Origin of the sequence: Mucilaginibacter ximonensis (genome assembly GCF_042686265.1) — a bacterium.
Classification (GTDB): Bacteria; Bacteroidota; Bacteroidia; order Sphingobacteriales; family Sphingobacteriaceae; genus Mucilaginibacter; species Mucilaginibacter ximonensis.
The window spans coordinates 325,493-351,206 of record NZ_JBHUPD010000002.1 but is presented as its reverse complement, the minus strand read 5'-3'; the positions used below and the strand labels follow the sequence as shown (position 1 = coordinate 351,206).

Here is a 25,714-nt window from a genome sequence, read left to right as displayed (position 1 = left end):
CATTTCCCGACATTAAAATAATCTAAGCCGCTGTATACTACTTTAAAACTATATTTGTTTATACGATATGGCTCAAATTTTTTTAATTGAAGACGAGGAACGGGTGTCGGCACTGGTGAAGAAAACACTGGAGGAAGGCCATCATACTGTTGACATAGCTGCCGATGGCGCTGAGGCGATAAAACGCTTTGCCAATAAACCCTATGACCTGATTATTCTTGACCTGATGCTGCCTTATCTGAACGGCATGGAGGTTTGTCGTCATATCCGGCAAAAAAACAAAACTATGCCTATTTTAATGCTCACGGCGCTAAACAGCGTAGACGATAAGGTTAACGGACTCAATACCGGTGCTGACGATTATTTGGTTAAACCGTTTCATCTTAAGGAACTGCAGGCGCGTATTGACGCACTGCTGCGCCGTAATGCTGCCGATTCGTCGCCGATTATCACCCAGGGAAATATCGTACTTAACGTTGCTAATAATACGGCAGAACGTGAGGGTAAAAAAGTTATCCTCACCACCAAAGAGTGCGCCCTGCTGGAGTTGTTGATGCATAATAATGACAAAATATTATCGCGCCAAACTATTGCAGAAAAAGTTTGGGGCATAAACTTTGATACAGGCACCAACGTGGTTGACGTGTATGTAAACTATCTGCGCAATAAAATTGACAAGGGCTTTGCCGAAAAATACATCCAGACGGTTATAGGCAAAGGTTATATATTTAAAACTGAACAGTAGCGGATAGTGAAAATAAAGGATAGGCTTTCGCTTTATTTTACGCTGGTTGGCTCGGGCATTTTGCTCGTTGTAATGATATCGCTATATATATCGGTTTACACCATCGTCCATAATGATTTTTACCGCCACTTATATGACCGTGCCAATATAGCTGCGCAGCTTTATTTAAAGGCCGACGAACTTAGCCCCGATTCATTGGTAAAAATACAGGCCCGCTATGCCCGTAACCTGCACGGCGAGGTTACCCGTTTTTATGACGATAAGAACAGCGCCGCCTTTATACGCGATGACGAGCAGTACTGGAACTTTAAAGTGATTGAAGCCGTACGTAAACAAAATCATCTTGAATATGCCAGTAAACGGGCGCAGATAGTAGGCATTTATGTGAAGGACAACCAGGGCAACTTCGTGATCCTGGTGTCGGCAATTGACGAGACCGGCAGCCGGCAACTGGCATCTATCCGCGAAGCAATGATCATTGTGTTTTTGATTGTCGCGGCCACCTTGTTTTTGGTGAGCCGCTGGCTCGCACAAAGTACCTTGATGCCTATTAAAAACGTAGTGCGGCAAATGCAGCTCATCAAATCTACTAATCTGCATTTGCGGGTAGATGAAGGGAAGGGTAAAGATGAAATAAGCGAACTGGCTGCCAACTTTAACCGGTTGCTTGAGCACCTGGAAAATGCCTTCTCGCTGCAACGCACCTATGTAGCCAATGCCTCGCACGAGCTGCGGACGCCCATAACCACCATTATTGGCGAAACCGAGCTGGCCCTGCAAAAAAATATGCCGCCCGAGGAAAATAAAAGGATATTACAACTCATACTTGAAGAATCAGAACGTTTGCGAGACACTATAACCGGGCTTATGGAGTTGGCGCAGGTAGATATGGATTTTACCATTGCTCACCAAAGCCCGGTGCGCATTGACGAATTGCTGTGGGAACTGGAAAACTATTGGAGTAATAAAATACGCCCCGGAGCATTGTTAATAAACATTGAGCATATGCCCGAAAATGAAGCCATGCTCACCATCCCGGCAAACCACCAGTTACTTTTTATTGCCTTGAATAATTTGATTGGCAATGCTTTTAAATTCTCTAACCAGCAACCTGTTGAATGTAATTTTTATGCGGACGAAAAGCTCGTCAGGATGGAGATCAGGGATACAGGTATAGGTATCCCAGCCCAGGATATTGATTTGGTTTTTAACTCGTTTTACCGGGCTAATAATAGCCGAAACTTTGCAGGTAGCGGCATAGGTTTATACGTCACCCAAAAAATCATCCAGCTGTTTAACGGCTCGCTAACAGTAAAATCTGTTGAAAACCAGGGCACCTGTATGACGGTCACTTTCTTGCAACAGGCGCAATTCTAATGTCATTCTAATTTATTCGATAATAGGTGCCGATAACTTTGGGGCTTTATAATGGTTATGCGTCTTATTGTCGTTTTATTAGTAGTACCCCTATTAATTTCTACATCAGTTGTGCGGGTTTATGCACAAACTGATACACTAAAGTTAAATTTTCAGGCCGCAGAAAAACAGTTTCTGGACAACAACCTGCAACTGCTGGCCCAGAAGTACAATATCGAGTCGAACAAAGCGCTGATAGCGCAGGCTAAGCTTTGGGATAACCCGGTGCTGAGTACCGATCAGAATATTTATGACGGAGGCAGCAAGAAGTTCTTTTACCATAACAACAGCCTTAACCAGGGCCAGGTGTTTGTGCAATTGAGCCAGGTTTTCCAGACCGCCGGAAAGCGCGGCAAGCAGGTGGAGGTTGCCAAAGACAACGCCCAGGTGCAGGAAGCAGCCTTTAACGACTTGATGCGTAACCTGCGCTACAATTTACAGCTTGACTTTGGTCAGCTAGCTGCATTGATTGAGCAGGATAAGGTGTATAACCTTGAAATATCGACAGCTACAAACCTGGTTAACGGTATTCAGAAATCGTATGACGCAGGCAATACGTCGATGAAGGATCTGATACGGCTGAAAGCCTTGTTATTTGGCTTACAGAACGACAGAATAGAAAACAGCAAGCAGATCAACGACCTGCAAACAGAACTCAAAACTCTTTTAGGCACAAAAGAGACAAATTATATTACCCCTATTTTAGCTGATCAACAAAGTCAACCGGTCAAGCTGGATATTCCAGCTTTGATCGGCCTGGCTGAAAACAACCGGGCTGATTATCTTCAAAACAAATATCAGCTTAATTCGGCCACGCACGATCTGGCCTACCAAAAGGCCTTAGCTGCGCCCGACATTACCGTAGGGGTATCTTATGATCAAAACAGCAGCTATGCACGCAATTACTATGGTTTGCAAATTGGGTTGCCGCTGCCTTTTTTTAACCGCAATCAGGGTAACATCAAATCGGCCGAGTACACGCTGAAAAGCCAGGAAAGTACAGTAAGAGATAATGACGCCCGTTTAAAAAATGAGGTAGTTGCCGCTGTTAAACAATACGAGCTTACCCAGGAGTTATTTACTACCCAGCAGTCAGAGTTTAATGAACAGTACGACAAGCTTTTTAATGCTATGATGAAAAGCTTTAAAGACCGACAGATAGGTTTGATTGAGTTTGTTGATTTCTTTGATACTTACAAAGACACCAAGCTAAAGATCATCCAGCAACAAAATAACCTGCAAAAGGCCATTGCCGACTTAAATTTTGCTACCGGCACTACGGTAATTAAGCCCTGATACTATAAACCCCTTGAATTACAAATGATGATGAAAAGAGAAACGATTTTGATTGGTCTTGGCGGCCTGATGTTTTTGGCAGCCTGCAAGCCCAAAACCGTGGATGCCCCTGAAAGCAAACAGGTATGTATAACCGATTCGCTGCAAAAAATGATCACGATAGATACGGCCAAAACCAGCACCATGAAGGACGAGCTTAATCTGTCTGGCGAGGTATCAAGCGATGATAATAATGTGGTAAAAGTGTTCCCTTTTTCAAGCGGCCAGGTAATATCGGTTAAAGTATCCTTAGGCGATAAGGTTGAAAAGGGCCAGGTTTTGGCCGTAATGCGCAGCGCCGATGTTGCCGGTAATTATACCGACTTATCTTCAACCCAGTCAGACGTAGCGGTAGCTAAACGCCAGCTGGATCAGGCCGAGTCGTTGTACAAAAACGGTATATCGAGCGAGCGCGATTATACGGAGGCAAAAGAAAACTATAATAAAGCAATAGCTGCCAGGCGTAAGGTTGAAACCCAGCTGGCTATTAATGGCGGGGGCAACACCAGCGCCAGTGGCAGTTTGGTTATCAAGGCGCCTGAGAGCGGGTATATCATCGAGAAAAATATTACTGCCGGCAGCTTTATACGTCAGGATAACTCAGGCAGTATGTTCACTATATCCAATATGCAGGATGTGTGGATCTGGGCTAATGTGTTTGAGTCAGATATAAGTAAGGTAAAAGTGGGTTACAACGCCAGGGTAACCACACTGGCATACCCCGGTAAGGTGTTTATAGGTAAGGTTAACGAAATAAGCTCAGTGCTTGACCCTGATAACAAGGTGATGAAAATAAAAATAGTGCTGCCAAACCCGGGTAATTTACTTAAGCCCGAAATGTTTACAAATGTGGTGATCACCAATACAGAAAATCAGCAGGCTGTATCTGTACCTGCCAAAGCGGTGGTGTTTGACAGCAGCAAAAACTACGTGGTAGTTTACAATGGTAAGTGCGACTTGAAAGTGCGCGAGGTTAATGTCATTAAAACGGTTGATGATGTGTCCTATATCGGTTCAGGCTTACAGCCCGGCGATAAGGTGATCTCCAAGAACCAGTTGTTATTGTATGATGCCCTAACGGGCGATTAAGTCGGTGAGTGGTGAGTAGAGAATGGTGAGTGGTTGCAGATCGCTCACTAATGCTATTCACAAACAAGACCAACCGCTCGCAACTCACTACTTAACTATTCACTAACCAAACATGAATAAATTCATTAAAAATATAATCTACTTCTCACTAAAGCACCGTTATTTTGTGTTTTTTATGACCGCCATTTTGGTGGGCATAGGTGTGTGGAGTTATACCAATACCCCAATTGAAACCTTCCCTGACGTAACCAATACGCAGATTATTATTATTGCTCAATGGCCCGGTCGCAGCGCCGAGGAGGTGGAAAAGATGATCACCATTCCTATGGAAACGGTGCTGAACTCGGTGCAAAAGAAATCAAATCTGCGCACCACATCTGCCTTTGGTTTATCGTACACCCGCATTATTTTTGATGACGATGTAGACGATTCATTTGCCCGCCAGCAGGTATTGAGCCGCCTGGCTAACGTTGATCTGCCTGATGGCGTGAAGCCTGAAATTGAGCCTCCTTATGGGCCTACAGGCGAGATATACCGGTATACGCTGAAAAGCAGAACTAAATCATTACATGAACTTACCGCTATTCAGGACTGGGTGCTTGACCGCCAGTTTAAATCAGTCCCGGGCGTTGCCGATGTAAATAGCTTTGGCGGCGAAGAAAAATCGTACGAGGTAAGTGTTAACCCCGCGTTGCTGCAAAAGTATGGCTTAACCTCGCTTGACGTTTACAACGCTATCAATCGTAGCAACATCAATGTCGGCGGTGATGTAATTACCAAAAACGACCAGGCTTATGTAGTACGTGGTATCGGCCTAATCAACAACGTTGAGGAGATGAAAAACATCATCATCAAAAACGTTAACAATGTGCCTATTTTAGCCAAAGATGTTGCCGATGTGCATGAAGCCGGTTTGCCGCGCCTGGGTCAGGTTGGCCGCGATAAACATAACGATGTGCTTGAAGGTATTGTGGTGATGCGTAAAGGCGAAAATCCGGCCGAGGTACTGAAACGAATCCGCGATAAGGTAGCCGATCTGAATAACAACATTTTGCCGAAAGATGTTAAGATAGACACTTTTTATGACAGAACCAGTTTGATGGATTTCTGTACTGAAACTGTTATTCATAACCTTTGCGAAGGGATTATCCTGGTAACGGTAATTGTGTTTCTGTTCATGGCCGACTGGCGCACTACCCTCACCGTAGCTATTATAATCCCGTTATCATTACTCTTTGCTTTTATTTGTTTGCGGTTAAAGGGCATGAGCGCCAACCTGCTTTCAATGGGTGCCGTAGACTTTGGTATCATTATAGACGGTGCTGTGGTAATGGTCGAGGGTATTTTTGTGGCGCTTGATCACAAAGCTCATGAGGTAGGCATGGAGAAATTTAACAAGCTGGCAAAATTGGGCTTGTTTAAAAATGTGGGTGCAGAGATGGGTAAGGCTATCTTTTTTTCAAAGCTCATTATACTTACCTGTTTAGTGCCCATTTTTGCGTTCCAGAAAGTAGAGGGCAAAATGTTCTCGCCATTGGCCTATACCTTAGGCTTTGCCTTGCTGGGGGCCTTAATTTTTACGCTGACGCTGGTGCCGGCATTATCCAGTATCTTGCTCAATAAAAATGTAAAAGAAAAACATAATGTGGTGGTCTTATTCTTCGAACGGGGAATACGCCGTATGTTTAACTTTACCTACCATAACCAAAAGCTGAGTTTGCTGGTGTCTGTTGCCTTTATGGCGTTGACGTTTATGTCGGCTAAATTGTTGGGTACAGAATTCTTGCCTCAGTTAAATGAAGGTGCGCTTTGGGTTACTGCCCAGTTACCCATGAGCACATCGCTGGAGAGTGCTGTTAATTTAACCGATAAAATGCGCGGCATGTTGTCCACCTTTCCCGAGGTACGCCAAACACTTTCGCAGGTAGGGCGAACAAATGATGGTACAGACCCTAAGGGATTCTTTAACGTACAGATCCAGGTTGATTTGTACCAGAAAAAAGATTGGAAGCGCCATATAACTCAAGAGCAGTTGATTGCCCAGATGGACAAAAAGCTGAGTCAGTTTCCTGGTGTGATTTATAACTACTCGCAGCCTATTATTGATAACGTTGCTGAAGCCGTAGCGGGTGTGCCGGCATCAATGGCAGTGAAAATATTTGGCTCAGACTTTACGGTGCTTGATCATAAAGCAGATGAAGTGATGAAGGTGTTGGGGAAAGTGAAAGGTGTTGAAGACCTGGGTATATTACGCAACCTGGGTCAGCCTGAGTTTAGAATTGAACTTGACCAGCGCAAAATGGCGCTTTATGGTGTAGCTACCGCCGATGCGAATGCCGTTATTGAGATGGCTATCGGCGGTAAGGCCGCCTCAGAATTATACGAGGGCGAACGCAGATTTGATATTCGGGTACGTTACCTGAAAGAATACCGCGACACCCAAAGCAAGATAGAGAACCTGATGGTACCCACCATGAATGGGTCAAAAATTGCTATCAAAGAAATTGCAGACATACGCACCTTAACCGGTCCCGCATTTATATACCGAGATAATAACATGCGTTACATCGCCGTGAAATTTTCTGTTCGCGGGCGTGACCTTGGCAGTACCATCGCCGAAGCTCAACAAAAAGTTGGCGCGGCTGTAAAACTTGACCAAGGGTATAGCTTTACCTGGAATGGCGAGTTTGAAAATCAAATCCGTGCGTCGAATACTTTAGCTCGCGTAGTACCAATTTGTTTGCTGGTGATCTTCCTGATATTGTTCGTCACCTTTGGTAATGTTAAAGACGCCACTCTGGTTATTATGAACGTGCCGTTTGCTTTGATAGGTGGTATTTTGGCCTTGCATATTACAGGCGTTAACTTTAGTATATCGGCGGGTATTGGTTTCATCGCGTTGTTTGGCGTGTGTATCCAGAACGGGGTAATCCTGATATCCGTATTCAAGAAAAACCTTGAAGAACATATGCCATTGGATAAGGCCATCCTGGATGGTGTTATATCGCGCGTAAGGCCAGTAGTGATGACCGCCTTGATGGCTGCTATCGGTTTGATGCCGGCTGCAATATCAACCGGTATCGGCAGCGAAACACAAAAGCCGCTGGCTATTGTGGTAATCGGCGGTCTGATCACCTCGACCATACTAACCTTATTGATATTGCCGGTTATTTATGCCTTAGTGCACAAAATCTTGCATAAACGCGAAAATGTTAAGCTGCTTAAAAAAATAGGCGCTGTAAATTAAGATACTTTATTTTAGATTTAGTAATCAGTCTAGCCCCAAATCGAAAGATTGGGGCTTTTACATTTGATGAGTTTAATTAATATCTTAGTAATCGGTAACCAATTATCCCCACAGCCTTATGAAGCATTTTAAATTTATATCGATAGCCGTATTGGCTTTGGTTGTTGTTATTGGCTGGAAAGAAACTACACCCAAATCTGCCACTAAAAAGGCAGCACCAAAACGCCCAAACATCATTGTGATCCTGGCGGATGACATGGGTTACTCTGACCTGGGTTGCTATGGCGGCGAAGCGGCTACCCCAAATTTAAATATGCTGGCTAAAGAGGGATTACGTTATACCCAGTTTTATAACGTAGCCAGATGTTGCCCCTCGCGTGCTTCATTGATGACCGGGCTAGACCCGCATCAGGCCGGTATGGGTTGGATGACTACCGACGATTTTAAACTACCCGGCTACCGCGGCGATTTAAGCCATAATGTGGTTACCATTGCAGAGGTGTTGAAGGCTGCAGGTTACGGCACCTACATGACCGGCAAGTGGCACCTAAACTTTGACCCCAAACCTTGGATGGGAAAAGAAAACTGGCCGCTGCAACGTGGTTTTGACCATTACTACGGCACCATACTAGGCGCCGCCAACTATTACGATCCCGGCTATCTGGCCCGCGATAATAAATTAGTAAACACCACTAATGATCCTGAGTATCACCCCGAACATTATTATTTTACTAACGCGATATCAGACAACTCAGTTAAATTTATAAAGGAGCGAGATAAAAGCAAGCCTATGTTTATGTACGTGGCATACACTGCTGCTCACTGGCCAATGCAGGCCCCGCCCGAAGAGATTGCTAAATACAAAGGCCGTTTTGATAAAGGTTATGAAGAGCTGCGTAAAGAGCGCCTGGAACGTGAGAAAAAACTGGGTGTAGTTAAAGCTGACGAAGAGTTGTCGCCATTCAATGGACCTTCATGGGCCAACGAGCCAAACAAACCGGCTATGCTGCGCCGTATGGAAACTTATGCTGCGATGATCGATATTATGGATCAGGGCATCGGCCGTATCATCAAACAATTGAAAGAGGAACACATGTATGATAATACGCTAATCTTCTTTTTGCAGGACAATGGCGCTTGTGCCGAGATCATCGGTAATACACCTGTAGTGAAACCTATCGCGCCGAACCCTAACCATGTGCGTAAACTAGGCCCTGACTCGCTGATCTATTCCAACAAACCGGTTACTACCCGCGAGGGTAAATTGGTAATGGAAGGGCACGATGTAATGGCTGGTCCGGCAGATACTTATGTGTCTTACATGCAAGGCTGGGCCAATGTATCGACCACGCCGCTGCGTAAGTTTAAGCATTATGTGCACGAGGGCGGTATTTCAACCCCGCTTATTGTTCACTGGCCGGCCGGCCTGAAAGCCCGCGGCGAGTTCCGCGATCAGGTGGGTCATGAAATGGATATTATGCCAACGATCCTCGATGTCACCCATACGCCTTTCCCTAAAACCTACAATGGTCACAATATTATCCCGATTGAGGGCAAAAGCCTTGTGCCTAGTTTCACCAACCAGCCAATAAACCGCGAGGCCATATGCTGGGATCATGAAATGAACAAAGCCGTGCGGATGGGCAAATGGAAACTGGTAAGCGAGGCCGAACTGATGAGGGGTATGAAATACAAATCATCGCCATGGGAGTTATACGATATCTCTGTGGACCGCTCAGAAATGCACGACGTTGCTGCCCAACACCCCGACCTGGTTAAAAAGATGAATGATATCTGGGAGGCCTATGCCATCCGCTGCCAGGTGCTGCCATCGCCCTGGACGAAGGTGGAATAGGTGATGTGGATGATCTAGTCTTTTTGTCATGTTGAGCGAAGCGAAACATCTTATGCGCCTTGCTTTTCGCTTAAATAAGATCTTTCGCTTTCGCTCAGGGTAACACCCCCCTTTTCTATGCTGAAAGAACACAGTATAACAGCCTGCATATAATTTGTCATTGCAAGCGTACATGGCAATCGCACGCGTTCAGGCTTTTTAATCTCCACATTTTTTAGCGTTAAAATATAGCAAATAATGTTGATAAAAATACACAACTAATTGATTGTTAATATTTTAAATTTTAATTTTCTCAAAGCCTTACTATTATTGTATTGTCGCTCTTTGTCAATCTGTTTTACTTGGTCACCAAATTTTAATGCCTAATGGCTTTTAATCGCTGCCCCTACGGGGGGCAGCGAAAATTAATAAACTACTTATACCGGGTCGCTGTTTTTGATCGCACATGGTACCAGCATAGTTTCTACGGCCTGGAGATGGACTCCAGGAAGCAATCAAAGTACTATGACAAAAAGAAAACAGATGCGTAGGCAGTTAAATGCTTTCTACACAAAGAATGAAAAGCAATTTTCAAAAACAGGACAGCTTTTATTGAAGTCGATAATTTTTATCCTGACAACAAGAAAAGGAAAATTTTTAAATGCACTTGGCGTAAAATTATTCAAGCGGCTATTTGAAATGTTTAACTGAGCCAGACCCGGTTTATTTTTAAAGTTTATTCAATAAGTTTTACTATGAACCAACCATTATTTAGAGCAGTAAATGCTAATCCGCCGGGATTTTACAGTGAAAGAGAACAGCCCAAAATCAAATTTGGCGAAGAGCAGATTGACGAAAAGGGCAAAACTAAAATGCGGTGTATAACAAAACCCATTTATACACTTAAGCAGTATCAAAGACTAATAAATGAATATTTAAAGAGCATAGAACTTCCGGATTCAATGTTTGGCGGAATAGCCGGCACAAACAATTTCTTTAACGCTTATGAACACAGAAACAGCACACATTTTCTGACTATCGATCTAAAAAATTTCTTCGGAAATATTTCTAATAATCGCGTTCACCAAACATTAATCAGGAAAGGATTAACCTGGGAGCAAGCAAGATTTATAACCAGGCTCACTACGTTGAATAACGGTTTACCACAAGGAGCGCCAACTTCTACAACTTTAGCAAACATTGTTTTTTCAGACACCGCATTACAACTGGAAAAGTTTTGCAAATCGCACAATATCGTATTCACGGTTTTTGTGGATGATTTAACATTTTCGTCTGCTAAAGATTTCAAACATCTTAATCAGCAAATATTGCAAATCATCAGCGATAACAAGTTTCTGATTAATCAAAAGAAAATCCATTATCGAAAATATCACTGCGAAATAACGGGTCTTTTTGTTATGAAAGGAAAAATATCGTTACCCAAAAATCTATTAAATCTCGATACAAAACCTGGCAGAAAAGCTTACATTGATCATATTAAAATGCTTATTGATCTATACTGTTGAAGCAGTTTAAAACGATGCATTGTGTCTATACGCTAAACAGTCCTATCGTAAACTCTCCACCGTATAAACAAAACTATCCGCCTTATAAAAGCCTAAGTTATACTCAATAGGGCGCTCGCCGTGGTCATACACAAAGCGTTTTCTGAATAATACCGGGCTACCCACAGAGATGTGCAATTTATCCGCTATAAACTCATCGGCAGCTATCGCGCTGATCTCTTCTTTGGATAGGGTGGCTACCACCGAATGCTCGTGCTCCAGCATTTCGTAAAGCGGTTGAGTGAAATCCTCTTCGCCGGTGAGGCCTACGCGGGGGTGAAAGTAAGAAACGAAGTATACAAACGGGCCTTCGGGTTTACCACGCAGCTTTTCCATTTTGAGCACTTTACGCTCGGATTTTATTTCGAAAAAGTCGGCTATTTCTTCGTCGGGGTGCACCCAGGATATGTTGCTTTCGAAATTTTTGATGGTGATACCGCGCAGTTTCATCTCTTGCGAGAAACTGAGCCAGTTGTTCGACTTACTGCTAACTACACTTTTGGCTACCTTGGTACCCGTGCGTTTGCGGCGAACCAGCAATCCCTCAAAAACCAATTTGTTAATAGCCTGCCGCAGCGTTGAGCGGGAAATGGCCAGTTTCTTGGCCAGCTCAATTTCGTTCGGGAAAACTTTGCCATTTTGGTATACCTCCTCCTCAATCATCTGGCGCAAAAGCTGTTCGGCCTGGGCGTGCAGTGGAACGGGGCTTTTATGATCGATGGTATAGCGCATAGCAAATATTTTGCAATTATAAGTGTTTTACAGGCTTGTAAGTTATCCAAATTAATTTATATGTTTGTACATAACCACATATAACCTGTTTTTATAAAATTTTCCTGCATTAAATCATCACCTGGGAAAAAATAAAGGCAAATAATATGTACATACATTTAAACATTTAAAATGAATAATACTAATACAGCTTCGTCATCAAACAATCAAGCTCGACAGGCCGCGCCGTTGCGTAAAACCACGCAATATTTAATGCCCGATACGCTGCCCGACTTTAATGATGGCGAAGTTTATAATATTTACCCCGTAACCAAACTGCCCGACGGCAATATCTTTAATGGCTATGAATCACTGGCCCACTACATCGCGCAGCAAAAAACGGTAGTGATTGACGGTTTTGGCGGCGTATGGTGGCACCTGGTTAAAGATAACCTGCAGGCAGAGTTTGATAAAATGGGCTTGACGGCTAATATCATCGAGACCTCAAAATTTCTGAAACCATCTGCCGAAATTGACAAACTGGTTGAACCTTTCCTGGGTACGCCGACATCTGTCTGGGGTACCAGGTGCACTTTGCAATTAGAGGATTTATACAAGCTCGACGAACTAAAAGCCAAACATCCGGTCAAGGCCCTGGATATAAATATTGTAGTGGGTACCGGTGCGGCTCTGGCCGGATGGGATGCGCCGGTTATTTATATCGATGTCCCGAAAAACGAGATACAATTCAGAATGCGTGCCGCGACGGTGACCAACCTGGGCAGCCAGCAGATACAAGAGCCCGCGCAAATGTACAAGCGCTTTTACTTTGTTGATTGGGTGTTATGCAATGCCCATAAAAAAGCGCTGCTCAATAAAATTGATGTGATTGCCGACGGCCAGTGGCCTGATACTATTACGTGGATGTACCGTGACAGCTTTTTAGCGGGCTTGAACAAAATGAGCCAATCGGTTATTCGTGTGCGGCCATGGTTTGAGCCCGGCGCCTGGGGCGGGCAGTGGATAAAAGAGCATATTCCGGGTTTAAACAAGCAAGCGGTTAATTATGCCTGGTCGTTTGAGCTTATTGTGCCTGAAAATGGGCTGATCTTTAAAAGCGGAGATAACGTTTTAGAGGTGTCGTTTGATTTTGTGATGTTTAACAATAACCGCGAAGTTTTGGGAAAGCATGCGGAAAGGTTTGAGGATGAATTTCCAATACGGTTTGACTTTTTGGATACTTATGATGGCGGTAACCTGTCTATTCAGTGCCATCCGCATTTAAAATATATTCACGATAATTTTGGCGAGACCATCACGCAGGATGAAACCTATTACATACTCGATTGCAAGCCGAATGAGGCTACGGTGTATCTGGGTTTTCAGGAAAACATCAATCCTGCCGAATTTAAAGAGGCGTTGATTGGCAGTCAGCAAAACAACGTTGAGCTGCAAATAACCGACTATGTACAGGCACATGCGGCCAAAAAGCATGATCTGTTTTTGATCCCCAGCGGGACAATTCACAGCGCCGGCGCCAATAACCTGGTATTAGAGATCAGTGCCACGCCATACATCTTCACCTTTAAAATGTACGACTGGCTGCGCCTGGACCTTGACGGCAATCCGCGGCCTATTAATATCGACCATGCCTTTAACAATCTGGTGTTCGACCGTAAAGGCGACAAGGTTCAGCAGGAATTGATATCAAAACCTTCAGTAATTGAGCAAGGAGAAGGTTACGAGCTGATACACTTGCCAACCCATGCCGGGCATTTTTATGATGTACACCGTTTTGATTTTTATAAACAGGTAAGCGCCACAACCGACGGCACCTGCCATGTAATGATGCTGGTTGAAGGCGATGCCGTTTTACTGGAAACCGCCGACGGCACCAAACACAAATTTGCCTATGCCGAAACTTTTGTCATCCCGGCAGCGGCCCAGAGCTATACCCTAACTAATCTGGGCGCTAACAAAGCCCGCGTTGTCAAAGCATTTTTAAAAGACTAACAAACACATATGACCACAACAAAACAAAGCAGCACTTACCTGTACCTGGTTTGCCTGGTAGCCGCCCTGGGTGGCTTTTTATTTGGTTTCGACACGGCCGTGATATCCGGCACCGTGAGTTTAGTAAAAAAGGATTTTAACCTGGATGTGGTGAACGAGGGTTGGTTTGTGAGCTGTGCGCTGCTGGGTTGCATCATAGGCGTGAGCATATCAGGTAAGCTGAGCGATAAGTATGGCCGCAAGCTCATTATGATCCTCTCGGCGGTATTGTTCCTGGCCTCTGCAGTGGGTTGTACGGTGGTAAGTTCATTTGGGCAGCTCATAGCTTTTCGTTTGATAGGCGGTTTGGGCATTGGTGTGGCGTCAATGGTATCGCCGCTGTATATTTCAGAATTTTCGCCATCACGCTACCGCGGTATGATGGTTTCGCTTTACCAGTTAGCGTTGACTATTGGTATCGTCATCTCCTACTTTAGTAACGCCTACCTGGCGGCCCATACTGCCGATACCTTTAGCAGTGCGGGCATGCAAAAAATATTCTCGACCGAGGTGTGGCGTGCTATGCTGGGTTTAGGGGTTTTCCCTTCGGGGATTTTTCTGCTGTCGCTGTTTTTGGTGCCCGAGTCGCCGCGCTGGTTATTAATGCAGGGGCAGGAGGCTAAAGCCAAAAATATCCTCATAAAAATTGACGGCCCGCAGGCCGCCGCTCGGGAGATAGCTGCCGTAAAACAAACCGGTGATAGTGAAAGCAACCTGAAAGAATTATTTAAACCCGTTTATCGCCGTGCTTTGTGGATTGGTTTGCTATTGCCTTTCCTGTCGCAAGTTTGTGGTATTAACGCCGTGATCTATTACGGCCCTAAAATATTGGAGCAGGCCGGTTTTACACTGAACAATGCTTTGGGTGGCCAGGTAACTATTGGCCTGGTAAATGTGGTATTCACCTTTGTCGCCATTTTTACGGTGGATAAATGGGGACGTCGTCCGCTGTTGTTTGTAGGAATAGGCGGGGCTGTTTTTGCTTTGCTGGTGATAGGCATATTGTTTGCCGCGGGCATAACTACTGGTCCGTGGATATTGATCTTTATTTTGCTGTTTATCTCTTGCTTCGCTTTTTCGTTCGGTCCGGTTTGCTGGGTTGTTATTGGCGAGATATTTCCAAATGCCATTCGCGGAAAGGCGATGGCCCTGGCAACGCTTTCATTATGGGTTGCCAACTTTTTAGTCGGACAATTAACGCCGCTGATGCTGGAAGACCTGGGCTCGTCCGTAACGTTTTGGCTGTTCGCCATCTGTTGCTCGCCGGCGCTTTATATTACCTGGAAACTAATACCTGAAACGAAGGGGCGTTCTTTAGAAAATATAGACAATTACTGGAAAGAAACTTATAACGCTGCTAACTAACCCATCATGAAAACAGCTATCAGATACAGCTTTGCTATCGCGATATTATCGCTATGCGCTATCAAACTGCAGGCACAAGACATTTTAAGCTATGTAGACCCAAACATTGGTACAGCACACAGTCGCTGGTTTTTTTATACCCCGGCAGCAGTACCTTATGGCATGGCTAAACTAGCGCCATCAACCAACGGGCATTATGGCAATGCCAGTGGCTGGGAAGCGGTGGGTTATGATACCCGCCATAATTCTATCGAGGGTTTTGTTCATTTCCATGAATGGCAGGTCGGCGGCGTAGCCGTAATGCCGGCCACCGGCGAGCTCAAAGTAAAACCCGGCGAACTGGACAAACCCGGCAGTGGTTACCGTTCGCATTTCGATCGTAAAAATCAAATTGCGCAACCCGGTTATTATAAAGTTTTGCTAGATGATTATAATATTACTGCCGAGCTTACTGCCACTAAACATGTAGGCTTTCATCGTTACACATTTCCAAAAAATGACCGGTCACGTATTATTTTCGACATTGGCAATACCCAGGGCGAAAGCGGTGCTGTGCGCGATGCAGGTGTAAAAATGCTGGATGCCACACACTTTGAAGGTTATGTAATTACCTATCCTAAGTATGTAAAAAAATATGATCCTGATGGCGAGGTGCGTATGTACTTTTATGGCGAGATGAGTAAGGCGCCGCAATCAGTTGGCTCATTTAATGCCGGGGGGATCAAAGAAAACTCAAGTGAGGGAAAAGGCAAGGGCGCGGGCTTGTTTCTGAATTATAGAACGCAAGCTGGTGAAGCCATTGAATTAAAAGTAGGCTTATCCTATACATCAACTGCAAATGCCAAGCTAAACCTGCAAGCGGAAGCGGCTGGTTTAACATTCGACAAAGCCAAACAGCAGGCCCAGGCTACCTGGCGTGCCGAATTGAGTAAAATGCTGGTACAAACGCCAGATCGCGAAGCTAAAGTGAAATTCTACACCGGTTTATTTCATGGTCTGCTGGGTCGCGGTATTGCTAACGACGTAAACGGCTCTTTCCCGCATCATGACGGCACTATAGGTGTGCTGCCTAAAGATAAATACGGCCGCTTTAGCTATAATTTTTACAACACTGATGCTATATGGGGCGCGTATTGGAACCTTACCCAGCTTTGGGCCTTATCATACCCAAGCCACTATAACGACTATGTACATACTGAACTTGAGATATACAAAGAGCGTGGCTGGTTTGGCGACGGCATTGCCAACAGCAATTTTGTATCGGGTGTAGGCACTAACATGGTAGGCTTGGCCATTACCGGCGCTTACCAGGTAGGTATTCGCGACTATGACGTGAACCTGGCTTATCAGGCTATCCGGGCCAATGAGCTGTCTGGCAAAAATCGCAAGGAGGGTTCAGGTAAAATGGATGTCGAGGCTTTTGTCAAATATGGATATTCGCCATACCTGGATGCGGATAAAACAGATTCGGCAGGTTCACACTTTTCGGTATCGCATACGCTTGAATATAGTTTTAGCGCATTTGCGGCTGCGCAGATGGCTAAACGGATGGATAAGCCGGATGATTATAAAATGCTCATTAAAAACTCAAATGGCTGGCGGTATGTATTTGATAAAGACAAGAAGCTGATGCATCCCAAATATGCCAATGGCACCTTCATCGACAAGTTTGATCCGACCGAAGCCTGGAGGGGTTTTCAGGAAGGAAATGCAATTCAGTACACCTACTTTGTACCGCAAAACCCTAAGGGTTTGATAGACGCAGTTGGCAAAGACGAGTTCAACACCCGCCTGAACGAGATTTTTGAAGCGTCAGAAAAAGACGGTTTCAGCGGTGGTAAAACCATCAATGCTTTTGCAGGTATTAAGTCACTGTATAACCATGGTAACCAACCTTGTTTACATACCAGCTGGTTATTCAACTTCTCAGGCAAACCCTGGTATACACAGCGTTGGACCCGTGCTATCTGCGACGAGTTTTACGGCGTAGAACCTATACACGGGTACGGTTACGGCCAGGATGAAGACCAGGGGCAGTTAGGATCGTGGTATGTCATGGCCTCGCTGGGTCTTTTTGATGTAAAAGGCTTTTCAGACTTTCGCCCGATTGTTGAGCTGAGCAGCCCAGTGTTTACCAACGCCAACATCACTTTAGGCGACGGCAAAAAACTCATCATTCAAACCATCAATAACTCAAAAGAGAACGTTTATATCCAGTCGGCAAGTTTTAACGGCAAACCGTTGCTCAATTGCTGGCTCTATCGTGATCAGTTAATGAAGGGGGGTAAACTGGTGTTTAAAATGGGTAGCAAGCCTAATCAGAATTGGGGCGTAAAGGTGCCGCCGCCGTCGGTGCAGTAACCGAAATTTATATCCACTTGTCATTCTGAGCAAAGCGAAGAATCTTATTATGCGACTGGTAAAGCGTGTAAGATTCTTCGCTTTGAAGAATGACAATATGAAAAGAGGGTGACACCCTTTCTTTTTTTTACAACTTATCCAACCTAAAATACCCCAAATGCACTTCATCTTCCGGTAAACCTTCAGCTGGCGTGATCCTGATCTGATATTTAGCTTTTTGCGCAGATGGTAACATTTCGGGGATGCTGTAAATATCGTCCACATCTATACCGTATTTATCGTCGACGTGGGCATTGGCGTCTTTGTTGCCATTGATGCTATTGGTTTTGAAGAATACGGTCTGTCTGGCGTCCTTAATAGCCTGTGCGCGATCGGTTTTTACGCTGAGGATGACATGATGCTGCTCTTCCAGCCGACCGGCAACATATCCGCCCAGATTAATAAAAAAAAGCTTTTCGGGCTGATTGGCTAGGCTTTCATCTTTAGATACAATCTCAATTTTATAATCGTCCACATGGTTCACCTCGCGATAACCGTCAATGTGCAGATTGCTGGCTGCGCCGCGCCAAAAGGCTTTGATATCGGGTATCAACTCTTTGAGCGAAGCAGCTATTCCGAAGAAGAAATCGTGCTGCTCAATGTGACGTCCACGCGCTTTTGAGCCGAGCAGGAGCATGTATAATTTTAATGCTTGTTGGTTCATCATAAAAATGTTCCGTACTCAGCCGGATGAATTGTGCCTGCAATGAGGCCTTGTTACCATGTAAAACGCCAGCAGGCTGAACTATGTTTTATGCAATCGTTTGCTATGTAACATCTTCAAAACATAGCCATAAAAATGTTTTTTTATGGACAATATTGTACAACAGACACTTAATCACCAATAAATTATTCCCCTGATGAAGAAATTTTACTTAAGCACTTTTGCTATAATAGTATTGCTGGCAAGCAGTACCATTAGTTTTGCGCAAACCGGCGGTATTACCCCGGGCGCTATTTATTCATTACGCTCAAAGGCCAGCAACAAAATGCTGGATGTAGCTAATGCATCGGTGGACAACGGTGCGGCGGTTGACTGCTGGACAGACACCCATTCGGATGCCGAGCGCTGGGTGGTGACCCTGGTAAAAAAGAATACATATACACTTACTAATGTAGGCAGCGGTAAATTCCTGCATGCCACGGCTTCACCCGCCGATTCGGTAGCTATCGATCAAAATGATGGCAACGGCAATGATACCAAATGGATGATCACCAAAGCTAATGGCGCTTACATTTTGCAATCAGCCGTTAACCCTAAATTTGCCTTAAGCCTAAGCGGCGGTAACACAGCTGACGGTGCTAAAGTAAACCTTTCGACGATGACTAAAAGCGCAGCACAAACCTGGATATTCCGCAAGGAGACGCCGCAGGATGTTGCACCAACGCGGGCTATTGCCACCAAAGCCTTTGACGACTGGTATAATGCTTATAAAATCGAAGAGCACAAAGGCTTTTGGGATCAGGCTGAAATGATGGAGACTGTTCTGGATGCCTACGAAGTAACCAGGGATCCAAAATACAAAGACAAATTTGCCACGCTGTATGCCAACTTCATTAAAAACCATAAAGAAGACTGGATGTACAATAACTATAACGATGACATAACGTGGGCGGTATTATTCTGCGTCCGCGGATATTTGCTTACCGGTAACAAAACCTACCTTGAAAAAGGCAAAGACCAGTACGATAAAATGTGGAAACGTGCCTTCAACTATAAATATGGCGGCGGTTTGCTATGGTTCCAGGGCAAAACTTCAAAAAATGCCTGTATTGAAGGTCCGGCGGCCGTTGCTGCCTGCTACCTGGCCGAAGCTACCGGTGACAGCACTTATTATGATAAAGCCATCCAACTGTATAGCTGGTCAAAGATTTACCTGTTAAATATGGCTACCGGAAAGGTAAAAGACAATATTGATATTAACCGCCGTACCGGGTTAATCAGATCAAGCAATATTAGCTTTACGTATAATGAAGGTACTTTTTTGGGTGCGGCTACTATGTTGTACAAACACACCAAAGAGGCCAGCTATTTGGAGGAGGCCAAAAAGATAGCCCAGTTTAGCCGCGATAGCATTTACAGCGGCAAAGTGATGAACAACGAGGACAGCGGCGGCGATCTGCCGGGCTTTAAAGGCATATTTATGCGCTACGCCCGTAAATACACCCAGGAGACCGGCAATACTGATTTGGTAGAATGGCTTGACCTGAATGCCAAAGTAGCCTACAACAACCGAAATAGCCGCGGTATCACGCAAACTAAATGGGCAACCCGTAACATTGAAGAAGAACCAAAACTAAAAAGCAGCTTCGGCCCGTCGACAGCGATATCGTTATACTTTAATACGCTGCCATTGAAAAAGTAAAAACAGATCAACTGGTAATAGTTAGCCGCTGCGGTAGGGAGTTCTGGGCGGCTTTTTTGTTGCTGAAATTATTATCAACCTGTCATCCTGAGTGTAACGAAGGATCTTAAACGTTTTACTAATCGCTTTTATAAGATCCTTCGCCATGCTTAGGATGACAAAGTAATATAATTAATTAGCCTGCTTGCTCTTCTCAATCACCTCAGCATAATAGGCCTCATAAACAGGCAATATCTTAGCCAGATCAAATTGTTTGGCACGAGCAAGTGCATTTTCTTTAAAGGTAGCCAGGCGCGCCTCGTCGCTCAGGATATAGATGGCCGCTTCAGCCATGCCCTTTACATCGCCTATGTCTTTCAGGAAGCCGGTTACGCCGTCGACATTCAGTTCAGGCAAACCACCGGCATTTGAGCTTACTACCGGTACTTTACAGGCCATGGCCTCCAAAGCAGCGAGGCCAAAACTTTCTGTTTGCGATGGCATCAGGAACAGATCAGATACCGAAAGGATTTCTTCAATGGCATCCTGTTTACCCAGGAAGCGCACATCATCGCTTACGCCTAGGTCGCGGCACAATTGTTCGCATTCGCTGCGTTCGCCTCCATCGCCCACCATTAATAGTTTTGAAGGAATCTTGGCGCGTATCTTAGCAAAGATCTTCACCACATCGTTAGTGCGTTTTACTTTGCGAAAGTTAGAGGTATGAATCAATATTTTTTCGCCTTCAGGCGCAATAGCTCTTTTAAAATGATCCTTTGCCTGGAGGTTAAAGCGTTTAAGGTCGATAAAGTTAGGGATAACACGAATATCATTTTCGATATCAAAAAACTCGAAAGTATCCTTACGCAGATTTTCAGAAACTGCCGTAACACCGTCTGATTTATTGATGGAGAAGGTAACTACCGGTTTATAGGTACGGTCTTTACCCACTAATGTGATGTCTGTACCGTGCAGTGTGGTCACTACCGGGATATAAATACCATAAGTTAGCAATATTTGCTTAGCCATAAATGCAGCCGACGCGTGCGGAATGGCATAATGTACATGCAGCACATCCAGCTTCTCAAAGCGTACAACGTCTACCAGCCTGCTGGCCAGGGCCAGCTCATACGGCGGATAATCAAACAGCGGATATTTGGATACCGAAACTTCGTGGTAAAAAAGGTTTTCAGAAAAAAAATCTAAACGGGCAGGTTGGTTATAGGTGATAAAATGTACCTGGTGGCCATTGTCGGCCAGGGCCTTGCCCAGCTCGGTTGCTACAACACCGCTACCGCCGAAGGTTGGGTAACAGACAATTCCGATTTTCATTAGACGTGGTTTGGTGTAATATTTATTTATGCAAGTTTAACAGCAAATAACCGTATAAGTGTTTGCATTGTGTAATATTAATTTAAGCAGGATAACACTAGCGTAGCTTTTTACCGTTATTTATAAATACCTTAATATATGGAAACAGCAATTAACCTGGAGATAAAAGCCATACAGCATATAGGCATACCGGTAACCAATGTGGTTATTTCGGCACTGTTTTACAGCAAGCTTGGTTTTTCAAATGTAATGGAAAGACACTTTGACCATAACGGCGCGCAAGGAACCTGTATCATGATGAAACGTGGCGACATAATCATTGAGCTGTATCAAATGCCCGCCGAAGTTTTACCTGAAATTGCAGTCCGTAAAGACGGGCATATTGACCATGTAGCTTTTGACGTGGCCGATATTGACGAGGCCTTTGACATCATAAAACAGGGTGGTTTTGATATTATTGAGCCCGAGCCTGTGTTTTTGCAGTTCTGGGAAAAAGGATGTAAATATTTCAACATTACCGGGCCCGACGGCGAGCGTTTGGAATTTAACCAGGTACTTTGATTAAAATGCTATAACATAAAACCTGACGTCATTTCGACCAACGGGAGAAATCTATACACAGATAGGATTAGCGTGTGTATAGATTTCTCGCTATGCTCGAAATGACAAATTTGTTTTTTAAAAGTCGACCACTAAATTCCCTTAGCTATAGCTTTATACACCACATCCTGTATGCGCGGGCGTATATTCAGGCTGCCCAGCTTACTGCTTACTTTGGGATAGCAGCGATTTGACAGGAAAATATATATTAGGTTGTACTTCGGGTCGACCCATACACAGGTGCCGGTGTAGCCCGTATGACCGTAAGACTCGGGTGAGGCCAGTTCTGATGGATAATGGTGTTCAGGGATTGGGTCCCAGCGGTCAAAACCTAAGCCCCGGCGGCTTACTGCCGACTGCTTGGCGGTAAACAGGTCGACCGTTTCAGGCTTAAAGAAAATATCGCCGCCGTAAGTTCCCTTGTTCAAAATCATCTGGTACAGTATAGCCAGGTCGTTTGCGTCAGCAAAAACGCCGGCGTGTCCCGCAACGCCGCCCATCATGGCCGCGGTAGGGTCGTTCACGTAGCCGATGAGTACCGATTTGCGAAATTCCTCTTCATCCTCCGAAGGAATAATTCTGTCAGGCTGAAAGCGGTACAGCGGTAAAAAGCCTGCCGTTTGCAGCGCCAGGCGATGATAGAATTGCCCGATATACTGGTTTAACGGCGTTTTGGTAACGTTCTCAATAGCCTGCTGCATAAAGATCATACTCAGATCGCTATACACATACTGCCCTCTCGTTTTAAGCGGCGAGTTGAGCATGGCCGGCACCATGATATCGGTATAATAGTTTTTACGCAGGTAATAGCCGTTGTTTACCTTAACCGGGTAAGCGGCAGATGAATCAGTGCTGTGATCTGCCGGTTTTATGCGGTCAAAACCGGGAATGTCGGGGATCAATCCAGCCTGATGCGCTAAAATTTCGCGCAGCTTCAGGCCGGCTTTATTGGTGTTTTTGGTAACGGGCCAATAGTTGGCAATGGTTGAGTCGAGGTTCAGTTTACCCTCGTCATACAACTGCATAGTTGCCATGGTAGTAGCCGATATTTTGGTCATGGATGCGATGTCAAAAATATCAGTGATTTTATCAGCTGCATCGGCCGAGTAGGTATGGTAACCATAGGCCTTGTTAAAAATCACCTTGCCGTCTTTCGCCACTAAAACCACACAGCCAGGTGTGGCATGCGCGTCCAGGGCTTCTTTGGCTATTTTATCAATGTCCTGCAGGTTAGTACCTGCAATACCCACTGCCTCGGGTACAGAATATTCTAAACGGATTTTTTCAGTAACATAACCCATACCTGAGCGGTAACGTGCGCTGATATTGGATGATAGTTTCTGACTAAGGGCTACGCCGCCAAATATGGCCTGGGCAGCAAATTGCGCTGCAACCTCATTTGTTTTTTCAGAATAGATGATAGGCGCCGTAACATCATTTAGTTTATCCAGGCCTTTTTCTTTGCCAAAATAAGCCACAACAACATTTTTCTTTTTTTGATTATCGGTAATAAGCCTGATCAAAGCGGGGTTGCTTAAATCAGTTTCATTAGCTTGTATAATAAGTGTGTTGTATTGGTTCAAGTCAAAAGCACTGCGGGCGCTGCGGCTGGTCAGATCAATCGGGGTAACCAGCGTGTATTTGTTTAACAAGCTGTCGAACGCGTTTGCATTGGTGTTTAAACAATGAATGCTGGCTATTTTTAAGTTGCCGATGTTGCGCAGCGGAACCAGGTAGGTTTCGTTATTCAATAACACGGTAGATTTCTCAACCGCTTTTTCTTCTTTTAAAAAAGCCGGACCGGAGTTTTGTGCACATGCAGAATTTGATAAGGTAAATGCCAGTAGAATTATAATTAAGCAATTCAGCTTATTTTCTTTCATATACTTTTTCTCCGTTGATATAGGTTTTTAATACTTTGATATTGGGCAGGGCGGCATTTCCGGCCTTCATCAGGTCCTGGTCGGTTATCACAAAGTCGGCGTACTTGCCCACCTCAATGCTGCCTTTTTCTTTTTCTTCAAAATTGGCTTTTGCCGCCCAGATGGTCATGCCGCGCAGCGCCTCTTCTCGGGTTAGGGCGTTTTCCATCTGGAATCCCTGTGCAGGTAAGCCTTTCAGGTCCTTTCGCACCACGGCGGCATAAAAGGTATACATGGGGTTAATGTTTTCCACCGGGAAATCAGTACCCAGCGGAAGCCAGCCGTTTTGCTCTAAAAGCTGTTTGTAAGCATAAGCTGTCTTTATACGCTTAGGTCCGAGGCGCTGTCCGGCCCAGTTCATATCAGAAGTAGCGTGCGTGGGTTGTACTGACGGAATGATGTTGTACTCGCCGAACAATTTGATATCCGCGGGCGATAAAACCTGCGCATGCTCAATGCGCCAGCGGCGATCGTTCTTGCCTCTGAGTACACTCGCATAAATTTTCAGCATTACGCGATTCGCCGAGTCGCCTATAGCGTGAGTGGCCATCTGGAAACCTTTGGCGGCTATCATTTTAGCTACTTCTTCAAAGTGTTTTTGCGGAGCACGTAAAAACCCATTCCATTTGGCTTGGTCTGTGTAAGGCTCAAGCAAACAAGCCCCACGCGAGCCCAGCGCACCATCTGCGTAAACCTTAAACCCACGCACATTGAGCCCCGGCGTTTTAAATACGCCGCGTTTAAACAGGTAATCGTAGTTTTCCTGGCGGTCAGACAGCAGCACATACATGCGCATTTTCAATGAGCCGCGATGCTGCAGTTCGGCAATAGTATTCACCATAGTGTATGGCAGGCCGCAATCGTCAACCGTTGTTAAGCCCACGGCTACACAGTTATGCTGGGCAGCCAAAAGTGCACTGGTAATCAAGGTATCTGAGGGGTCGGGTACTTTACGGGTGATAATGCCTATTGCATTATCCAGCAAAACACCCGTCAGTTTGCCGTTTACGGTTTCAATTTCGCCACCGGCGATATTTTGGCCCGGCTTAATGCCGGCTATGTTCAATGCAGCCTGGTTCACTATGGCGCCATGGCCGTCTACACGGTTCAAAATAACCGGGCGCACGGGGAACAACTGGTCAAGTTTGGCCTTGTCAGGAAACTTATGATCGGCCCACAGGTTTTGGTCCCATCCGTTACCTATAACCCAGCCTTCGGGATTGCGTTCGGCGTAGGCTTTTACGGTATCCAGCACCTGTTGCCAGCTTTTTAGCCCTTTTAGGTCTACCTGCTTTAAGCCAAGTCCATATTCTAAAAAGTGCGCATGTGCGTCAATAAAGCCCGGATAAATGGCTTTGCCTTTGGCGTCCATCACCTCGCGGGCCAGATATTTTTCGGTGAGTGTGCTTGAGTCGCCTACAGCTACTATCCTGCCATTGTCAACCACGAGCGTGTTGGCTACAGTAAAAGCGCTGTCCACCGTATAAACTACGGCGTTTTTTACCAGTAGGTCAGCATTGTATTCTTTTTGCTTGCACGCTGTTACAAAGACTAACAGCAGGGGCCACAGTTTCTTCATGCGGTAGATATGATCGTCAAATATAGGTATATACAACTGTCACTTCATAAAGTTGGGGCGTATCTTAAAAATTACTGATCGGACGGAGTCTCACAGAAACAAACACCGAATTAAAAAATTATAAAACAGGACATGCACATGATGAGTTGGGAGGCATAACTCTCCCTTTAAATGCCT

At 44.9% G+C, this 25,714-nt stretch carries 17 protein-coding genes; 12 read left to right on the top strand and 5 right to left on the bottom strand.

What is annotated here, in order from left to right; genetic code table 11:
* Positions 1–67 precede the first annotated feature (67 nt).
* The 7 genes from ACFS5N_RS09060 (at position 68) to ACFS5N_RS09030 (ending at position 11,192) form a co-directional block, all read left to right on the top strand.
* Positions 68–745 carry a response regulator transcription factor gene (locus tag ACFS5N_RS09060; RefSeq protein ID WP_377184475.1) on the top strand — a complete coding sequence of 226 codons (678 nt, stop codon included), beginning with the start codon at positions 68–70 and terminating at the stop codon, positions 743–745.
* Between the two features lie 6 nt (positions 746–751).
* Positions 752–2,122 carry a sensor histidine kinase gene (locus ACFS5N_RS09055; RefSeq protein WP_377184473.1) on the top strand — a complete coding sequence of 457 codons (1,371 nt, stop codon included), beginning with the start codon at positions 752–754 and terminating at the stop codon, positions 2,120–2,122.
* 57 nt (positions 2,123–2,179) lie between these two features.
* Complete coding sequence (locus ACFS5N_RS09050; RefSeq protein WP_377184471.1) at positions 2,180–3,457, top strand: TolC family protein; 1,278 nt, start codon at positions 2,180–2,182, stop codon at positions 3,455–3,457.
* A 24-nt stretch (positions 3,458–3,481) separates the two neighbouring features.
* Positions 3,482–4,585, top strand: coding sequence for an efflux RND transporter periplasmic adaptor subunit (locus ACFS5N_RS09045; protein WP_377184469.1), 1,104 nt, complete (start codon positions 3,482–3,484; stop codon positions 4,583–4,585).
* Positions 4,586–4,697: 112 nt separating this feature from the next.
* The gene (locus ACFS5N_RS09040; RefSeq protein ID WP_377184467.1) at positions 4,698–7,832 is read left to right on the top strand and encodes an efflux RND transporter permease subunit; all 3,135 of its coding nucleotides are present in this window, start codon (positions 4,698–4,700) and stop codon (positions 7,830–7,832) included.
* A gap of 118 nt (positions 7,833–7,950) precedes the next feature.
* Positions 7,951–9,687 (top strand): arylsulfatase, encoded by a 1,737-nt coding sequence (locus ACFS5N_RS09035; RefSeq protein ID WP_377184465.1) that lies wholly within the window; start codon positions 7,951–7,953, stop codon positions 9,685–9,687.
* Between the two features lie 734 nt (positions 9,688–10,421).
* Positions 10,422–11,192 (top strand): reverse transcriptase family protein, encoded by a 771-nt coding sequence (locus ACFS5N_RS09030; RefSeq protein ID WP_377184463.1) that lies wholly within the window; start codon positions 10,422–10,424, stop codon positions 11,190–11,192.
* 42 nt (positions 11,193–11,234) lie between these two features.
* Here ACFS5N_RS09030 and ACFS5N_RS09025 read toward each other — a convergent pair whose 3' ends face one another.
* Positions 11,235–11,963, bottom strand: coding sequence for a GntR family transcriptional regulator (locus tag ACFS5N_RS09025; protein ID WP_377184461.1), 729 nt, complete (start codon positions 11,961–11,963; stop codon positions 11,235–11,237).
* A gap of 171 nt (positions 11,964–12,134) precedes the next feature.
* Between ACFS5N_RS09025 and ACFS5N_RS09020 the strand changes: the two genes are divergently transcribed.
* Genes ACFS5N_RS09020 through ACFS5N_RS09010 form a run of 3 tightly spaced genes read left to right on the top strand, consistent with a single transcriptional unit; the run spans position 12,135 to position 17,720 of the window.
* Positions 12,135–13,955, top strand: coding sequence for a class I mannose-6-phosphate isomerase (locus tag ACFS5N_RS09020; RefSeq protein WP_377184459.1), 1,821 nt, complete (start codon positions 12,135–12,137; stop codon positions 13,953–13,955).
* Positions 13,956–13,964: 9 nt separating this feature from the next.
* Complete coding sequence (locus ACFS5N_RS09015) at positions 13,965–15,359, top strand: sugar porter family MFS transporter (protein ID WP_377184457.1); 1,395 nt, start codon at positions 13,965–13,967, stop codon at positions 15,357–15,359.
* A gap of 6 nt (positions 15,360–15,365) precedes the next feature.
* Positions 15,366–17,720 carry a GH92 family glycosyl hydrolase gene (locus ACFS5N_RS09010; RefSeq protein WP_377184455.1) on the top strand — a complete coding sequence of 785 codons (2,355 nt, stop codon included), beginning with the start codon at positions 15,366–15,368 and terminating at the stop codon, positions 17,718–17,720.
* A 127-nt stretch (positions 17,721–17,847) separates the two neighbouring features.
* Here the strand turns inward: ACFS5N_RS09010 and ACFS5N_RS09005 are convergent, their stop codons facing one another.
* Positions 17,848–18,426: a DUF1543 domain-containing protein gene (locus ACFS5N_RS09005; protein WP_377184453.1), complete on the bottom strand. Its 579-nt coding sequence runs from the start codon at positions 18,424–18,426 to the stop codon at positions 17,848–17,850.
* A gap of 193 nt (positions 18,427–18,619) precedes the next feature.
* On the opposite strand from ACFS5N_RS09005, the gene ACFS5N_RS09000 reads away from it, so the two are divergent.
* Positions 18,620–20,125: a glycoside hydrolase family 76 protein gene (locus tag ACFS5N_RS09000; protein ID WP_377184451.1), complete on the top strand. Its 1,506-nt coding sequence runs from the start codon at positions 18,620–18,622 to the stop codon at positions 20,123–20,125.
* Between the two features lie 171 nt (positions 20,126–20,296).
* On the opposite strand, the gene bshA is transcribed toward ACFS5N_RS09000, so the two are convergent.
* The gene (gene bshA, locus ACFS5N_RS08995; RefSeq protein WP_377184449.1) at positions 20,297–21,436 is read right to left on the bottom strand and encodes an N-acetyl-alpha-D-glucosaminyl L-malate synthase BshA; all 1,140 of its coding nucleotides are present in this window, start codon (positions 21,434–21,436) and stop codon (positions 20,297–20,299) included.
* Positions 21,437–21,574: 138 nt separating this feature from the next.
* Here bshA and ACFS5N_RS08990 point away from each other — a divergent pair, with 138 nt between their 5' ends.
* Entirely contained in the window at positions 21,575–21,997 is a 423-nt protein-coding gene (locus ACFS5N_RS08990; RefSeq protein WP_377184447.1) for a VOC family protein, read from the top strand.
* Positions 21,998–22,128: 131 nt separating this feature from the next.
* Here ACFS5N_RS08990 and ACFS5N_RS08985 read toward each other — a convergent pair whose 3' ends face one another.
* Both ACFS5N_RS08985 and ACFS5N_RS08980 read right to left on the bottom strand, forming a co-directional pair.
* Positions 22,129–23,919: a serine hydrolase domain-containing protein gene (locus ACFS5N_RS08985; RefSeq protein WP_377184445.1), complete on the bottom strand. Its 1,791-nt coding sequence runs from the start codon at positions 23,917–23,919 to the stop codon at positions 22,129–22,131.
* Positions 23,906–25,537, bottom strand: coding sequence for an amidohydrolase (locus tag ACFS5N_RS08980; protein WP_377184443.1), 1,632 nt, complete (start codon positions 25,535–25,537; stop codon positions 23,906–23,908). Before ACFS5N_RS08980 ends, ACFS5N_RS08985 begins: the two co-directional genes overlap by 14 nt.
* Between the last annotated feature and the right edge of the window lie 177 nt (positions 25,538–25,714).

Excerpts from the sequence above, each read along its gene's own strand:
- ACFS5N_RS09060 (WP_377184475.1), top strand. The coding sequence starts at position 68 with ATGGCTCAAATTTTTTTAATTGAAGACGAGGAACGGGTGTCGGCACTG.
- ACFS5N_RS09050 (WP_377184471.1), top strand. The coding sequence starts at position 2,180 with ATGCGTCTTATTGTCGTTTTATTAGTAGTACCCCTATTAATTTCTACA.
- ACFS5N_RS09045 (WP_377184469.1), top strand. The coding sequence starts at position 3,482 with ATGATGATGAAAAGAGAAACGATTTTGATTGGTCTTGGCGGCCTGATG.
- ACFS5N_RS09040 (WP_377184467.1), top strand. The coding sequence starts at position 4,698 with ATGAATAAATTCATTAAAAATATAATCTACTTCTCACTAAAGCACCGT.
- ACFS5N_RS09035 (WP_377184465.1), top strand. The coding sequence starts at position 7,951 with ATGAAGCATTTTAAATTTATATCGATAGCCGTATTGGCTTTGGTTGTT.
- ACFS5N_RS09030 (WP_377184463.1), top strand. The coding sequence starts at position 10,422 with ATGAACCAACCATTATTTAGAGCAGTAAATGCTAATCCGCCGGGATTT.
- ACFS5N_RS09025 (WP_377184461.1), bottom strand. The coding sequence starts at position 11,963 with ATGCGCTATACCATCGATCATAAAAGCCCCGTTCCACTGCACGCCCAG.
- ACFS5N_RS09020 (WP_377184459.1), top strand. The coding sequence starts at position 12,135 with ATGAATAATACTAATACAGCTTCGTCATCAAACAATCAAGCTCGACAG.
- ACFS5N_RS09015 (WP_377184457.1), top strand. The coding sequence starts at position 13,965 with ATGACCACAACAAAACAAAGCAGCACTTACCTGTACCTGGTTTGCCTG.
- ACFS5N_RS09010 (WP_377184455.1), top strand. The coding sequence starts at position 15,366 with ATGAAAACAGCTATCAGATACAGCTTTGCTATCGCGATATTATCGCTA.
- ACFS5N_RS09005 (WP_377184453.1), bottom strand. The coding sequence starts at position 18,426 with ATGATGAACCAACAAGCATTAAAATTATACATGCTCCTGCTCGGCTCA.
- ACFS5N_RS09000 (WP_377184451.1), top strand. The coding sequence starts at position 18,620 with ATGAAGAAATTTTACTTAAGCACTTTTGCTATAATAGTATTGCTGGCA.
- bshA (WP_377184449.1), bottom strand. The coding sequence starts at position 21,436 with ATGAAAATCGGAATTGTCTGTTACCCAACCTTCGGCGGTAGCGGTGTT.
- ACFS5N_RS08990 (WP_377184447.1), top strand. The coding sequence starts at position 21,575 with ATGGAAACAGCAATTAACCTGGAGATAAAAGCCATACAGCATATAGGC.
- ACFS5N_RS08985 (WP_377184445.1), bottom strand. The coding sequence starts at position 23,919 with ATGAAAGAAAATAAGCTGAATTGCTTAATTATAATTCTACTGGCATTT.
- ACFS5N_RS08980 (WP_377184443.1), bottom strand. The coding sequence starts at position 25,537 with ATGAAGAAACTGTGGCCCCTGCTGTTAGTCTTTGTAACAGCGTGCAAG.